This window comes from Pontibacter silvestris (assembly GCF_020907275.1).
Taxonomy (GTDB): Bacteria; Bacteroidota; Bacteroidia; order Cytophagales; family Hymenobacteraceae; genus Pontibacter; species Pontibacter silvestris.
Genome location: NZ_JAJJWI010000009.1, coordinates 191,881 through 206,889 on the forward strand (window position 1 = coordinate 191,881; position 15,009 = coordinate 206,889).

At 41.7% G+C, this 15,009-nt stretch carries 14 protein-coding genes; 5 read left to right on the plus strand and 9 right to left on the minus strand.

Annotated elements, in window-relative coordinates:
* Positions 1 to 138: 138 nt before the first annotated feature.
* From LN995_RS10525 to LN995_RS10560, 9 genes are all read right to left on the minus strand, one after another.
* Positions 139 to 309: a hypothetical protein gene (locus LN995_RS10525; protein ID WP_229961020.1), complete on the minus strand. Its 171-nt coding sequence runs from the start codon at positions 307 to 309 to the stop codon at positions 139 to 141.
* A gap of 29 nt (positions 310 to 338) precedes the next feature.
* A complete protein-coding gene (locus tag LN995_RS10530; RefSeq protein ID WP_229961021.1) occupies positions 339 to 701 on the minus strand; it encodes a GntR family transcriptional regulator in 363 nt (120 codons plus the stop codon).
* Position 702: 1 nt separating this feature from the next.
* Positions 703 to 1,440: a hypothetical protein gene (locus tag LN995_RS10535; protein ID WP_229961022.1), complete on the minus strand. Its 738-nt coding sequence runs from the start codon at positions 1,438 to 1,440 to the stop codon at positions 703 to 705.
* A 14-nt stretch (positions 1,441 to 1,454) separates the two neighbouring features.
* The gene (locus LN995_RS10540) at positions 1,455 to 1,658 is read right to left on the minus strand and encodes a hypothetical protein (protein WP_229961023.1); all 204 of its coding nucleotides are present in this window, start codon (positions 1,656 to 1,658) and stop codon (positions 1,455 to 1,457) included.
* Positions 1,648 to 2,499, minus strand: coding sequence for an ABC transporter ATP-binding protein (locus LN995_RS10545; protein ID WP_229961024.1), 852 nt, complete (start codon positions 2,497 to 2,499; stop codon positions 1,648 to 1,650). Before LN995_RS10545 ends, LN995_RS10540 begins: the two co-directional genes overlap by 11 nt.
* A gap of 702 nt (positions 2,500 to 3,201) precedes the next feature.
* Entirely contained in the window at positions 3,202 to 4,605 is a 1,404-nt protein-coding gene (gene lpdA / locus LN995_RS10550) for a dihydrolipoyl dehydrogenase (protein WP_229961025.1), read from the minus strand.
* A 37-nt stretch (positions 4,606 to 4,642) separates the two neighbouring features.
* Entirely contained in the window at positions 4,643 to 4,840 is a 198-nt protein-coding gene (locus tag LN995_RS22180; protein WP_377469709.1) for a four helix bundle protein, read from the minus strand.
* Positions 4,841 to 5,090: 250 nt separating this feature from the next.
* Entirely contained in the window at positions 5,091 to 6,629 is a 1,539-nt protein-coding gene (gene odhB / locus LN995_RS10555; RefSeq protein WP_229961026.1) for a 2-oxoglutarate dehydrogenase complex dihydrolipoyllysine-residue succinyltransferase, read from the minus strand.
* A gap of 109 nt (positions 6,630 to 6,738) precedes the next feature.
* Positions 6,739 to 9,492, minus strand: coding sequence for a 2-oxoglutarate dehydrogenase E1 component (locus LN995_RS10560; protein WP_229961027.1), 2,754 nt, complete (start codon positions 9,490 to 9,492; stop codon positions 6,739 to 6,741).
* Between the two features lie 556 nt (positions 9,493 to 10,048).
* Here LN995_RS10560 and LN995_RS10565 point away from each other — a divergent pair.
* The 5 genes from LN995_RS10565 (at position 10,049) to LN995_RS10585 (ending at position 14,840) form a co-directional block, all read left to right on the plus strand.
* Positions 10,049 to 10,432 carry a hypothetical protein gene (locus tag LN995_RS10565; RefSeq protein WP_229961028.1) on the plus strand — a complete coding sequence of 128 codons (384 nt, stop codon included), beginning with the start codon at positions 10,049 to 10,051 and terminating at the stop codon, positions 10,430 to 10,432.
* 73 nt (positions 10,433 to 10,505) lie between these two features.
* Positions 10,506 to 10,991: a very short patch repair endonuclease gene (locus LN995_RS10570; RefSeq protein WP_229961029.1), complete on the plus strand. Its 486-nt coding sequence runs from the start codon at positions 10,506 to 10,508 to the stop codon at positions 10,989 to 10,991.
* 165 nt (positions 10,992 to 11,156) lie between these two features.
* Positions 11,157 to 12,875, plus strand: a complete 1,719-nt coding sequence (locus LN995_RS10575; RefSeq protein WP_229961030.1) for a M28 family metallopeptidase — start codon at positions 11,157 to 11,159, stop codon at positions 12,873 to 12,875.
* A 382-nt stretch (positions 12,876 to 13,257) separates the two neighbouring features.
* Positions 13,258 to 13,482, plus strand: coding sequence for a hypothetical protein (locus LN995_RS10580; RefSeq protein WP_229961031.1), 225 nt, complete (start codon positions 13,258 to 13,260; stop codon positions 13,480 to 13,482).
* 173 nt (positions 13,483 to 13,655) lie between these two features.
* On the plus strand, positions 13,656 to 14,840 hold the full coding sequence (locus tag LN995_RS10585; protein ID WP_229961032.1) for a ribonuclease D: 1,185 nt from the start codon (positions 13,656 to 13,658) through the stop codon (positions 14,838 to 14,840).
* The last annotated feature ends 169 nt before the right edge of the window (positions 14,841 to 15,009 follow it).

The following is a 15,009-nucleotide window of genomic DNA, read 5'->3' on the forward strand; positions in this document are numbered from 1 at the left end:
AGATGCAGTTTATGTGGCAGAAGTTGCCTGACTGGCAAGCTTTTCGAAAATTTTATTAAGACAGCTGCTTATAAAGCTTTTGAATACTTCTTTTGGACCTTCCAGGCTACTTCATCATCTGCTACAAATGATAATTATTTATTCTGCTTCCGGCGCATGAGGTGCCTCGGGAGCCATAGGGGCCTCCTGCTGCTCAAAAGAACTTACCGGACCTTCTACTGCATAATACTTACTTACTCCCATTATTACTGTTAAAAAAAGCAATATTACGATGAGTAAGCCAAGCAGAAGTTTATTACTTGTTGCCATATTCATTTTCTTTAAGTTTAATATCAAGCTTAATTGTTTGAATACTTACTGAAGTAAGCTTTGAGGTCATCCAACGAAAGCCCCAGCAGGCTCATTGTTTTAAAGAACACAGGTAGCTCTTCCTCTACAAACTGCTCTTTCTTTAAGGCTATAGTTTTCTCTAAACCATCATCTGCTAAGAAATATCCGATGCCTCGCTTGTTGTAAATAATACCTTTGTCCTGCAAGTAGTTAAATGTGCGCATCGTTGTATTGGGGTTCACCTCAAACTCAACTGCCATATCTCTTATAGAAGGTATTTTGTCGCCGCTTGTCCATTTCCCTTTTAATATGTTTTCAAAGAAACGGTTTGCGATCTGAAGATATATTGCTTGATTATCTTTAAACTCCATCTTACACCTGCCTTTCTCTTAGTTTATAATAAGACACTACTAGCATAAATGGAGCCAACACATACCAGAACAGGAACGGAATAACTTTGGTAAATATGTATTCTACTGTATCCTTGAACTCTCCGTCTGGCCCAACCTTAACGCCTGCCTTGCCGAATAGCAAGAAGCCTAATGATCCGCTATATGCCGTAATAATCATGGCTACTACAAATAGTGCCAGTAATGTTTTCAGGAAGCTGTTTCCCTTAAAGGCACAAGCTCCCACAAAAAAGATAGTTTGCGTTACCAGGTAAACCTTTACGCAAATCAATACATCTCTATCAAACAAATAAGATAAAGCTTCTGGCTGCCCGGCCAGTAATGTACTTATTAAGGTTAGCAACAGCATAAAAGCTCCGAACAGAAGTAAAAATACCGGCGATGATACCAGCCATGCCCCCAGTAGCCTCTCCAAAGTAGAGACAGGTAGTGTCAGGAATGTAACGCTCTTTTGCGGTGTGTTCATTTCATTAAAAACCATGCTGGTAAAGATAAAACCAGCACCGAACAGCACCACCAGATACAAGTTACGCAAACCGAACAAGGTGTCTACTTCGGGATTAAAATATGCAAACAGAGCTGAAATAACCAATAAGGCACCACCTACGGCACCAATAGCAATCCAAAGTGCATTAATGTTTAAGAACAGTTGCCGCTTTATAAAGTAACCAAGTCTTTTAAGGTCTAATACAGGATTCATAGTTTTATTTTGTACTAATGGTCAGTAGAAACAACAGTGGCATCGTTTACAACGCCTTTTAATAGCAATTCTAACGGGTAAGCATAATCTAATTGCTCTGACTGCACCAGGAATGAACAGGCAACAGCTACCATAGCAATCCACATAGAGTGCATATTAGAGTTTAAGTGCCTCTTCACAAAATTGCTCAGGTGCTTCAGACTCATTTTAGTATTCATAGCTGTAGTTGGTAAAATGCTTGTCAATATTTTCAGCATCTTTTATGATACCGTTAAATAGCAGTTCAAGGTCTACACGGGAATCGTGCCCAGACAAGTTTTTCACAATACCTGCTTTTCTTCCATGAAGCTCTTCTGCATACAGCACCTCATCATCAGGAATTCCTGCCAAGTTATATTCAAAAGCTACCTTTTCTGAAATCTCTGCCATGTTTCTGTTAAAGATGATGTGGCCATGCTCCAGCACTACGATATTATCAATCAGGTTCTCCAGGTCACGCACCTGGTGAGTGGATATGATAATGATCTTTTCCTCATTGAGTGCTGAGGCCATAATTTTCCGGAACTGGCTCTTAGAAGGAATGTCCAGTCCGTTGGTAGGTTCATCTAAAATAAGCAGGCGGGCATTTGTGGCAAGGGCAATAGCAATCAGAAACTTCTTTTTCTGACCGTAAGACAAAGTAGAAAGGTTAGCACTGTCGGTCAGTTCAAACTCTACCAGATAGCTGTTAAGCTGTTCATAGTTGAACCTGGAGTAAAAAACCGCATTTGTTTTAACATAAGCAGCAAGACTCATATTAGGCAAGGCAAACTCTTCTGGCACCACATAAATGTCCTGCAACATTTCCGGGTTTCGCGTCTGCGCTTTGTAACCGAACACGTTGCACTCTCCGCTATTAGGATACAACAGCCCGGCCACGTGCTTCAGAAGAGAAGATTTACCTGCACCATTTTTACCTAACAGGCCATAGATAAAGCCTGGATATAAGGTCAGGGTCAGGTTATCGAAAAGAACTCTTTTCTTTTTGTACCTGAATTGAACATTCTTTAACTCCACCATTCTTGCTATTGTTTTAGTGTACTAGTTAGTTAGTACACTACAAATGTACAATAGGTTTTGTGATTGTCAAGCTTTTTTAAGAAAACATTTTTCAAAGGGTAGTTTAGAGAAAGTATGCCTTATATCTCTGATGTTTAGCGGAATCTATTCAGATTATAATACTTTATGTATAGTTATACATAAAGCATGGTTGAATTAAGAGTTTTGGAAGGCAACTTTAGGTGTACTAGCAGTTTAAATATGGTTAAAATGTTCCGCAACTAAGTTGGCACTGTTAACTATCTAAAATGCATAAGAATGTACTTTTGTAGCAGGGATTAACTGCTGCAGACTATTGAATGCAAAGCTTCATTTATAAAGGCTGCTCTAAATACCGATCTTTCTGCTTAAAGACACGATGTCTCATTCCTCCACCTGTTCCAGACTATCTTTTAAGCTTAGCTTCTCAGACACCTCCTACCATTGCCCATTATGGCGGAAATAAGCCATGCAAAATTCGTGTGGGCCAGCATATTCCAGACAGGCGTGCTTTACTTCTGTTTCAGGCTGAATGGCCTCTTAGCTAACATAAAAGTTCTTTGCTTTGAATATAACACATGAACCCTACGCCAGTTGGAGAAAGTTGTATAACATAGGTTTGGCCTAAAACAAAAACGCCACCCAGAAGGTGGCGCTTTTGTTACTAACCCTTAATCAAAAAAATTAAATATGTATAGCGCGATTTTCCGTTGCGGCTAAACACGCTTCTTTCATTGCTTCTGTGTAAGTTGGGTGTGCATGGCTCATACGCGCAATATCTTCTGCTGATGCACGGAATTCCATTGCTACCACCGCTTCGGCAATCATATCAGCAGCACGTGGGCCAATCATATGTACCCCCAGAATTTCATCTGTTTCTTTGTCTGCCAGCACTTTTACAAAACCGTCTGTGTCCATAGAGGCCTTCGCACGTCCTGACGCTTTAAAAGGGAATGAACCGGATTTATAGGCTCGTCCCTGCTCTTTCAGTTGCTCTTCCGTAAAGCCAACGCCAGCCACTTCCGGCCAGGTATACACCACTCCCGGAATCAGGTTATAGTTAATGTGCGGCTTCTGACCAACAATCTGCTCTACTACCAACACACCTTCTTCCTCGGCTTTATGTGCCAACATAGCACCACGCACCACGTCGCCAATTGCATAAATACCTGATACGCTGGTTTCTAAATAATCGTTTACGGCAATCATACCGCGTTCGCCCATTTGCACTCCTGCATTCTCCAAGCCTAAACCTTCTGTGTATGGTTTACGACCTACAGAAACAAGTACATAGTCACCTTCAAACGTAACCGTTTCTCCTTTAGGATTCTCAGCAGTTACTTTTACTACTTCGCCTTCGTTAGTTGCCCCTGTTACTTTGTGGCTAAAGAAGAACTGGAAACCTAAGGTTTTCTTTAGTACACGCTGCAATTCTTTACCTAATGCTTTATCCATAGTAGGGATAATAGAATCCATATACTCCACTACAGATACTTTAGCACCTAAACGTGCATAAACTGAACCAAGCTCAAGCCCGATTACTCCACCACCTATGATGATAAGATTCTTTGGCACTTCTGTTAGAGACAAAGCCTCTGTAGAAGTAATAATACGCTTCTTGTCTATTGGCAGGAAAGGCAATGACGTGGGTTTAGAACCAGTGGCAATAATGGTTTTGTCAGTTTCAATCTCCTGCTCATTACCATCTACACCTGTAACTTTAATTTTGTTCTTTGTTACAAAAGAGCCACGTCCAAAGTAGGTATCAACCTTGTTCTTTTTCATCAGGTAAGTAATACCGTCGTTATTCGACTTAACTACTTCCGCCTTACGCTTGATCATCTGCTGCATGTTTACTTTCAGATTCTCCAGCTCAATGCCATGCGTTTCGAACGTATGCGATGCACTGTGGAAGTGCTCCGATGAATCGAGCAGTGCTTTAGACGGGATACACCCTACATTCAGGCAGGTACCACCTAATACATTATATTTTTCAACGATAGCGGTTTTAAGGCCTAACTGTGCGCAACGTACTGCTGCCACATATCCGCCAGGACCAGAACCGATAACTACAACATCGTATTTCACTTTTATATAGTTAAGAGTTAAAAGTATGAGTTAAGAGTTATTTAATACTGCTTAACATCTTTTGTAATTCTATACAGGCTTTATGTATACTCTTGAAAGCTGTATCTTCAATTAAATTAACAGCATATAACAATCGTAGCCAATAACTTGTTGCGTGAGCTTCCTCCAGAACAACATGTAGCTTTGAAAAAACCTGGTTTAGACTGTGCCACAACTGCTGCTTCTGTATTAGCACCTATAGTAGCACCTTTCTTACCAGTTACTTTGCCAAAACAAATTCCTGTTTTCCTTTTCAGGAACAAGTAAAGCTTTGTAATCCTTATTAAAATTGAAACGCCTTCTACGCTACAATACTATCAACCATTACATTATAGTTAAGAGCTGAGAGATACAAGTTTATAGTTGCTACGCAGTATTTACAAAAGCATCTGGCCTAACTCATAACTTTCAACTCTTAACTGCGCTTACTTAGTGCGCAAGCGGCACTAGACGCCCAGCAACAAACGCATTGGATCCTCCAGCAGCTCTTTTACGCGTACCAGGAAGCTTACTGACTCACGACCATCGATGATACGGTGATCATAAGAGAGCGCTAAGTACATCATTGGGCGAATCTCCACCTGGCCGTTTATAGCCACCGGACGCTGTACAATGTTGTGCATTCCCAGTATAGCTGACTGCGGCGCATTGATGATCGGAGTAGACATCATGGAACCGAACACACCACCGTTGGTAATGGTAAAAGTACCACCCGTCATTTCTTCGATAGACAACTTACCGTCTCGTGCTTTCTTTGCCAGGCGAATCACCTCTTTCTCAATGCCATCTAGTGTCAGGCTCTCCGCATTACGGATAACAGGCACAACCAGCCCCTTCGGAGAAGAAACCGCAATAGAAACATCACAGAAATCGTTGAACACTATTTCATTTCCGTCGATTTGTGCATTAACAGCCGGCCACTCCTGCAAAGCAACTGTACAAGCCTTTGTAAAGAAAGACATAAAGCCAAGGCCTACCTCGTGCTTCTCTTTAAATTTCTCTTTATACTTTGAGCGGATGTCCATGATCGGCTTCATGTCTACTTCATTGAAAGTAGTCAGCATTGCCGTTTCATTTTTCACCTGTACCAGACGGCGGGCAACTGTTTTACGCAGTGAGCTCATTTTTTCACGGCGCTGGTTACGGTCACCACTTGCGGCTGACGCATCGGCAGCAGCTTCTTGCTTAAGAGCAGGGGCAGCAGCTGGTTTTGCGACAGGCTTTTGTGCATTTTGCGCATCTTCTTTCGTGATGCGGCCATCACGACCAGTACCTTGTACATCAGCCGGGTTAACACCTTTTTCAGAAAGAATCTTACCTGCAGCAGGAGATGGCGTACCAGAAGCATAAGTCTGATTTCCGTAACCTGTAGCAGCGGCAGGTTGTGCAGCTGGCTGCGCAGCAGGTTTAGCAGCACCCGCTGAAGCTCCTGTTGTAATATAGCATATAGTAGCACCAATTTCAAGTGTATCGCCTTCCTGCGCTACAATTTCTAAGGTACCAGCCGCCTCAGCTGGCAGTTCAAATGTAGCTTTATCAGACTCAAGCTCACATAGAACTTCGTCCATATCTACATAAGCCCCATTTTGCTTTACCCAACTGGCTACCGTTACCTCAGTGATAGATTCACCTACAGCCGGTACTTTGATTTCTACTCTCTCCCCAGTGCCAGATGCAGCAGCTGGTTGTTCTGTAGCAGCAGGCTGTGCAGCCTCAGCAGCAGGAGCAGCAGGGCTTGCCGGAGCAGCTCCATCCTGATCAATCTGGCAGATAGTGGCACCTACCTCAATAGTATCTCCTTCCTGTGCTACAATTTTTAAAATGCCTGCAGCTTCGGCTGGCAATTCAAAAGTGGCTTTATCAGATTCCAACTCGCAAATCACCTCATCCATTTCTACACGGTCGCCGTCTTTCTTCAGCCATTGGGCTATAGTTACCTCAGTAATCGATTCGCCTACGGCAGGCACTTTAACTTCTAAACTCATATTATTCTTTTGATTATGAATTACAAATTATGAATTACGAATGAATCATGAATAATGGGTATAAAAGAAACTACCTTTTATACCCATCAATTTTCATCCCTTTCTTATTTTATGCAAACGCACGTGCTACTATTTCCTGCTGCTCTTTTACGTGTACCTTCATATAACCAGTAGCTGGAGACGCACTTGGTTTACGAGAAATCACGTCTTCTATCTGGTGTCGCATTAGGCGCAGAATGTAGGTCCAGGCTCCCATGTTCTCTGGTTCTTCCTGTACCCAGTAAATTTTGGCGTTATTATACTTTTGCAGTTCAGCCTCCAGTTGCACTTTAGGGAATGGCGCCAACTGCTCCATACGAATAATAGCCACATCATTGCGTTTGTTATTCTGTTGCTCTTCCAGTAAGTCAAAGTATATTTTGCCTGTGCACAGTAATACTTTCTTCACTGAACCAGCCTCTGCATAATCGTCGCCAATCACTTCCTTAAACCCTCCGGAGGTAAAGTCTTCTATTGGAGAGCTCACCAATGGATGACGCAGCAACGATTTAGGCGACATGTTTACAGCTGGCTTACGGAAAGGTAATGCCAACTGACGCCGCAGCATGTGGAAGAAGTTTGCTGGCGTAGTAATATAAGTAACAAAGATGTTGTTTTCAGAAGCAAGTTGCAGGAAGCGCTCAGGACGGGCGTTAGAGTGCTCAGGTCCTTGGCCTTCATAGCCATGCGGCAATAACATCACAACTCCGTTCATACGCTGCCACTTAGACTCTGTGGCTACAATAAACTGGTCAATCATTACCTGGGCACCGTTGGCAAAGTCTCCAAACTGGGCTTCCCATATTACCAGGGCATTAGGGTTAGCCATAGCATAACCAAACTCAAAACCCAGCACACCATACTCAGAAAGCAATGAGTTGTAGATCTCGAGGCTTGCCTGATTTTCGTTTATGTGATTCAGGTTGTTGTAAGGAGCACTGGTAGTAGCATCGCGTAGCACTGCATGGCGATGAGAAAAAGTACCACGTTGCACATCCTGTCCACTTAAACGAACAATTTTACCTTCCGCCAGAATAGAGCCATAAGCCAGCAACTCACCTGCTGCCCAGTTAAGAGCCTTCGTGTCAAAGAACATCTCCTTACGGTCTTTCAGAAGCTTTTCTATCTGTTTTAGTGGTTTAAAGCCTTGTGGTACAGAAGTCAGTGCTTTAGCAACCTGCTCAATTACATCAGCAGAGATAGCTGTTTCCGGCGACTGATTGAAGTCTTCCGGATTTGAGCGGCGCAATGCCTGCCAATCTTTTTCCAGCACCTGGTAGTTGTAAGGCAAAGGCTTTTGCTTTACCATGTCTAAGCGGTCCTGCAGCATTTGGCGGAACTCTTTATCCATGTTGTCTGCCAGTTCTGCATTTACTTCGCCACTACTAATTAACTGCTTATTATAAACCTCGCGCGGGTTAGCATGCTTAGAGATAATGTTGTAAAGCTGTGGCTGCGTGAACTTAGGCTCGTCAGACTCGTTATGCCCGTGACGACGGTAGCATACCATATCAATAAAGATATCGTTCTGGAACCTCTGACGGTATTCTGTAGCCAGACGTACAGCAAAGACGACTGCTTCAGCATCATCACCGTTTACGTGCAATACCGGAGCATCTACAATTTTAGCAACGTCTGTAGAATAAATAGAAGATCTGGCATCTTCAAAATCAGTTGTAAAACCGATCTGGTTGTTAATTACAAAGTGAATAGTACCACCTGTCTGATAGCCATTAAGCTTTGACATTTGTGTTACCTCGTACACTATGCCCTGACCAGCCAAAGCTGCATCCCCATGAATAAGGATTGGCACGATCTGGCGAGGGTCTTTATCGTACATGCAATCAATTTTAGCACGCACAAAACCTTCCACTACTGGGTTTACCGCCTCCAGGTGAGATGGGTTAGGAGCCAGTTTCAGGTTCACTTTATGACCAGAAGGTGTCTCCACCTCTGAAGAAAAGCCCATGTGGTACTTTACGTCACCATCTCCATAAGTAAGGTCAGGTACAGCTGTACCTTCAAACTCAGAGAAGATTTGCTCATAGGTTTTACCCATGATGTTAGCCAGCACATTAAGGCGGCCACGGTGCGCCATACCAATTACAACTTCTTTGGCTCCCAGCTCAGAAGCTTTATCAATAATGGCGTCAAGGGCTGGTATAGTTGTTTCGCCACCTTCTAATGAAAAGCGTTTCTGGCCTAGAAACTTCGTATGCAGGAAGTTTTCAAACACTACTGCCTCATTCAGTTTAGAAAGAATGCGCTTCTTATATTCTATACCTGGGTTAAAGCTCAGGTATTCTTTTTCAATTTTATCCTGAATCCAGTGCAACACCTCAGGATCGCGGATGTACATATACTCGTAGCCAATGCTACTTTCATAAATCTTTTGTACTGCCGCAATAATGTCTCTTAGTTTGGCCGGGCCAATACCAATAATTTCCCCAACCTGAAAAACTGTATCTAAATCAGCATCTGTTAAGCCAAAATCTTTCAGATCGAGTAAAGCTTTGCGGTCTTTGCGCTCCCGAACCGGGTTTGTTTTTGAGCGTAAGTGACCACGGGAGCGGTAAGCGTAAATAAAGTTACGCACTGCAACCTCTTTTTCTGACTCTCCTTGCGCTACGGCACCGGAGGTAGCTGGAGTAGCGGTTACGTCCTTAGCTGACTGGCCATTACTGCCATAAGCTGTGGAAAAATCATAACCTTCAAAAAATTTGCGCCAGCCAAACTCTACCGACTCCGGGTCCTGCTGATAGGACTTATATAGCTCATCGATATAATCTCCGTGCGCGTTTGCGATATAAGAATATTTATCCATAAATTGTGGTACTGCTGTATGTATAAGGCAAATTTAAAAGTATTATTAAAAAAACAAATTATGCTTATTCGCATAAACAAATACACCTAATTTTCAAACTAATAAAACCCCTGTTAAACGCTTGTAAGGTACAAAATACATCCTTCCCCTCCTGAAATTATTTTCCATTTTTTTTTAATGGTTTATTGTATCTTCCTTAGGTATATATAACGCGGTTTCTTTTATGGCCATTTACCTTCCTCATACATATGTTTTTCTTTGATGATATATTAGCTTAGTTCCGGCCTTACACTGTCATAAGGTATAAGGAAAACTTACCTAAAGGGTTTCCATAAGTCAAAAGCACTGATTTATCAACAACACGAAATTAGATTGCTCCCCAATAGAACTCATGTTACTTATTCCGGTTCTATACAACTAAAATATACTGTCTAATACCTTAGAATACTAGATATAGGTTTAGACAAAGACTAGTATTGCTTAAGCAGCATGTTACTTTATGGCAAAAGTATTCCTATACTTCCAGACATATATTTTTTAGATTTATACTATCAAATTGGATTTTCATCTGGCATGCAAGGCAGGAAAAGTAAAGCTGCTGCTACCTTATCATTCAAATAAAACGGCACAGGACATGTACAGCACTTTGTTAGAGGAACTATCAAGAGCTGTTGGAGCCAGACTAATCATCCAGTTCAGCTACAATGGCATAACGTACGAAGTGGAACCCCACCTCCTCGGCCGTGACATGAACAATCAGGACTGTCTGTGTGCCTGGCTTACCAATGTCAGTGGCAAAGAAACTGACCTGAACGGATGGAGGTGCTTCTTGCTGCAAGATATAAGGGACCTTCGTGCGCTGGAGCAGCGCTTTTGCCACACCCGCCCAGGGTACAAGCCGTATGACGACTCTATGACCCGCATTTATTACAGAACCTGATCTTAATCCCTACACTGTAGCCGGCACTAATTCCTGCTTAGGACTGTTCTTCCTTTGCGTATTAAAGGCAAACTTGGCAAAGAAGAAACCATACACGAAGTATAAATTACAGAAAGCCCAAACACCTCTTACGGCACAGGAAAAGATTAGTCGCTATATGCGCGGTAATAAGTCCAAAAACACCAAACCTGAGTTAGCCTTAAGACAGGCGTTATGGCAAAAAGGCTTGCGCGGCTATCGCGTACATTGGCCCAAAGCTCCGGGTAAGCCTGACATTTGTTATCCTTCCAGGAGATTGGCTGTCTTTGTTCATGGTTGCTTCTGGCACCGATGCCCCTATTGCCAGCCTGCAATGCCTAAAACAAATTTCAGCTTTTGGCAAAACAAGTTTCAGAAGAACACCAGCCGGGATGCTCGCTACAAACACCTATACCGGGAGGCTGGTTGGCAGCAAGTGGTTATATGGGAGTGCCAGTTACGACACAACTTAGATGGATGCCTTACTCTAATAAAAGAGCTACATAAAGGAGTGCCCGACCCTTCGGAACTGGCAGCCTGAGCTTTTGCCATAGTGCATTTTTCTTCAGATTCGCTCCACTTTCCTGATTATCCATAGTATAAATGCTGTTCAGAAGGCGCTTAGGAAATGGTCCTCACGCTCCATTAACAGCATATGTAGAAAATTTGCTTAAATTAAGCACTGCAAACTAACCTAATTTTCTTTATGAAAAACCACTTACCGCTGCTGGCTGTGTTAGCCATGCTGGCTTTTGGTTGTAACGAAAGCTCCAGAACGGTTTCTGATTCTGATGAAAACGCAGCTGCCACCGATAGCACAAACCTTCAGCCTGCCCTGCAAAGTATTACAACAACAGATATTCTGAATTACACTACTGTACTGGCCTCCGATGCGTTTGAAGGACGTGCCCCTGGTACGGTAGGAGAAGACTCTACCGTTAATTATCTTACACGCCAGTTTGAAAAAATAGGCCTGCAGCCAGGCAACCCTGATGGCACTTATGTGCAGAATGTACCTATGTTCGGATATACTGCGCAACCTAAAGCATCTTTTACGGTAGGAGGAAAAACTATTAACCTTAATTTTCCTGATGATTATGTAGCCGTATCCCGACGGTTTATACCTAATATAAACATCAGGAATTCTGAGATGGTGTTTGTAGGTTATGGCATCATGGCACCAGAATATGGCTGGGATGATTACAAAGGTTTGGACGTGAAAGGCAAAACTATTGTGATGCTCGTAAACGATCCGCCTATACCGGACCCAGATAATGCAGCAGAACTTGACAGTAGTATGTTCGGCGGCAAAGCTATGACTTACTATGGCCGTTGGACTTACAAATATGAGATTGCAGCTGAAAAAGGTGCTGCCGCTGCCGTTATCATTCATGAGACAGGGCCCACTGGTTATCCTTACGAGGTTGTTTCAGGTAGCTGGAGCCGCGAGAACTTTGACATTAGCAACGTTAATAAAAATATGGATAAAGCTGCTGTAGAAGCCTGGATTACGACAGAAAAAGCAAAGCAGTTGTTATCTGCCTCGGGCAAGAGCCTTGAGCAACTTAAAGCTGCAGCCCTTAGCAAAGACTTCAAACCTGTTCCTTTGAATGCTACGGCTACTTTTAATATTAAGAATACTCTAAGAGAAGTAGAGTCTAAAAATGTAATTGCCAAACTGGAAGGTGCTGACCCGGAGCTTAGAACTGAGTATGTGGTTTACTCTGCACATTGGGACCACTTAGGCAAAGACGAAACACTACAAGGTGACCAGATATATAACGGAGCCCTTGACAATGCAACTGGTACTGCTGGTTTGCTAGAACTGGCTGAAGCTTATACCATGCTACCTCAAAGGCCAAAACGCTCAATACTTTTCCTGGCTGTCACAGCCGAAGAAAAAGGCTTATTAGGCTCAAAATACTATGCAACTAATCCTCTTTACCCGCTAAACAAAACACTGGCTAACATAAATATGGATGCGCTAAATGCTTATGGACCAACAGAAGATGTGATTGTAGTTGGTTTTGGTAATTCTACCTTAGAAGATATACTGGCAGAAGAGGTAACGAAACAAAACCGTCATATTGTACCCGAAGCAACTCCTGAACATGGTTCTTACTATCGCTCCGACCACTTTGAATTTGCCAAGCAAGGTGTGCCGGCTCTTTATGCAGAGTCAGGGGTTATAGCCAGAAACCAACCTGCAGATTATGTACAAAAGTTCCAGGAGAATTATACAGCTAATGATTATCATAAACTTAGTGATGAAATACATAATGACTGGAACCTTAATGGCGCTGTGGAAGACTTACAGTTGTTCCTGCGCGTTGGTTACAGAGTAGCCAACACCGATACTTATCCTGAATGGAACGAAGGTACAGAGTTTAGAGCTAGGCGTGAAGCAATGCTCAACGCGAAATAATAGTTAGGTACAGTTTATTTCTTGAAGCTGAAGCTCTTTACATATGGTATTTTTCATTACCCCTGTTTACTTTGGCAAGAAGTTAAGCCACTTATTAAGCAGGTAGTTGAGTGCACTATTGAGAGTTACTTTATCTTCCTAATCTGATTCCCAGGTAGCAGTAGTAAATCAAGAATATTCATTTACTTACAATTGCATTGTTATGATGAAATGCTTCAACTTAAGATCAAAGGTTATTCATGTATAAATACAAGCTCCTTACACTTTATTCCTTTACATTCACCTTTAAAACAGACAACTTTATGCCCTAATTTAGACCATATTATTACACCACTCGTATAAATAAGTACAAAAACAATCTATTGAATAAACTGAACACGCTATGAAAAAGACAATAAAATTAGCCTTCGCCGCGTTTGCATTTGTTGCATTCACAGCTTGTGGTAACCAAGAAGGTGCCTCTACAGCAACAGAGGCAGAAACAGAGACTATGCCAACAGATGCCAGTATGGGAGATGACGTTGGAGTTGACTTAGAATCTGATACAGACACCACTACCGTTCAGGATACAACTGTAAACGATGGTGTAGTAGATGAAATGCAATAAGAACAGTATCTATAGAAAAAACATTTAAAATAAAGCTATATTAGGTTTGAGTCTCTATCATTTTGGTAGAGACTCTTTTTTATTGTATGGCCTCAAACCATTATTCTGCCATAGTTCTTCTCATAAAGAAAAAAAGTGATACTGATTATGCAGTAAACATTTTATCTTTAGGAATGGAAAAGACTTCTCTTACATACGATAGCATAACTATTGAACTGATTGAAACAGAAAAGCAGCTTAAAGAGGCTGTAAACCAGCTTAGTGAAAATAAGGAACTGGCTTTAGATCTGGAATTTGATCAGAACCGCTTTTCTTATGGCTTTAACCTATGTCTTATTCAAATAACGGCTGGTACTGGTATTTGCTTTATTATTGATCCCTTTAAAATTGAAAGCCTGGCTCCTGTTTTTGATCTGTTTGAAGACTCAACTATCACTAAGATTATCCACCATTCTAACAATGACATTTTGCTGCTAAACAAATTAGGATGCAACATTAGAAATGTAATGGACACCGATGTAGCAGCTAAAATTCTTAATTATGAGCGTTCATCCCTTGCCACAGTACTAAAAGAGGAGTTTAACAAAGAAATTGATAAATCTCAACAATCAAGTAACTGGAACAAAAGGCCTCTTACGGAAGACCAGTTATATTATGCTGCAATAGATGTGATTTATCTACATAAGGTAAAAGATAAGCTTGTACAGGAAATAAGCGCTACAGGACGCATGAACTGGTTAGAAGAAGAGAATCGGCTATTAGAGAACTTAGAATACACTGAACCAGAAAACCCTCACTTAAAGCTTCGCAACGCTTTCAAGTTAAATTTTTACCAACAATATATTTTAGAGAAGCTCTACTCATTCCGGGACGAAATGGCAAAGAAATTTAATAAACCTTCTTCCTATATTATTCCGAATGATGCTTTAGTTGAACTAGCTAATATCCCTAATACAGATGTACATGAATGGCTAAATCATACGAAAGGGATTCATGGCGGTATGAAAAAGATAGCTAATGAAAAGCTTTTAGAAATCGCCATTCAAAACGCTAAGCAGGGCGCCAAAGCAGAGAACATTAGCCATGATTACCCTAACAGGAATTATCAGCGCCCAATTCGCACACCTGAAACAGAGCAACGTAAAGAAGAAATAACACAAGTCCATAAACGTATTATGGAGAAGTACGGTGAGTTTGCATCCAGGCTTATAATAACACAAAGTGTTATTGGTGAATATAGCCAAACCGGCAAGTTAAACTGTACAAAGAAGTACGCAACTGATATTATTTTAGAGACAGCAGCAGAACTAAATATTTATCTCCCTTCTCCTGAAGTTAAAAAAAACAGTGACAACTAAACGGCTCAGCAGTAACCTTTAGCCTTGTATCATGGCTATAACAAGCTTTATTTTACTAAGACTAGCTGCTAAGCTTATTCTTAATCAAAAGTGCCTGTTCTTTCTTGCACAGAAATAGCTGCACTAAAGTAAATTCAGAATTGCTAGCTAAGATGTCATCTCACTCTAA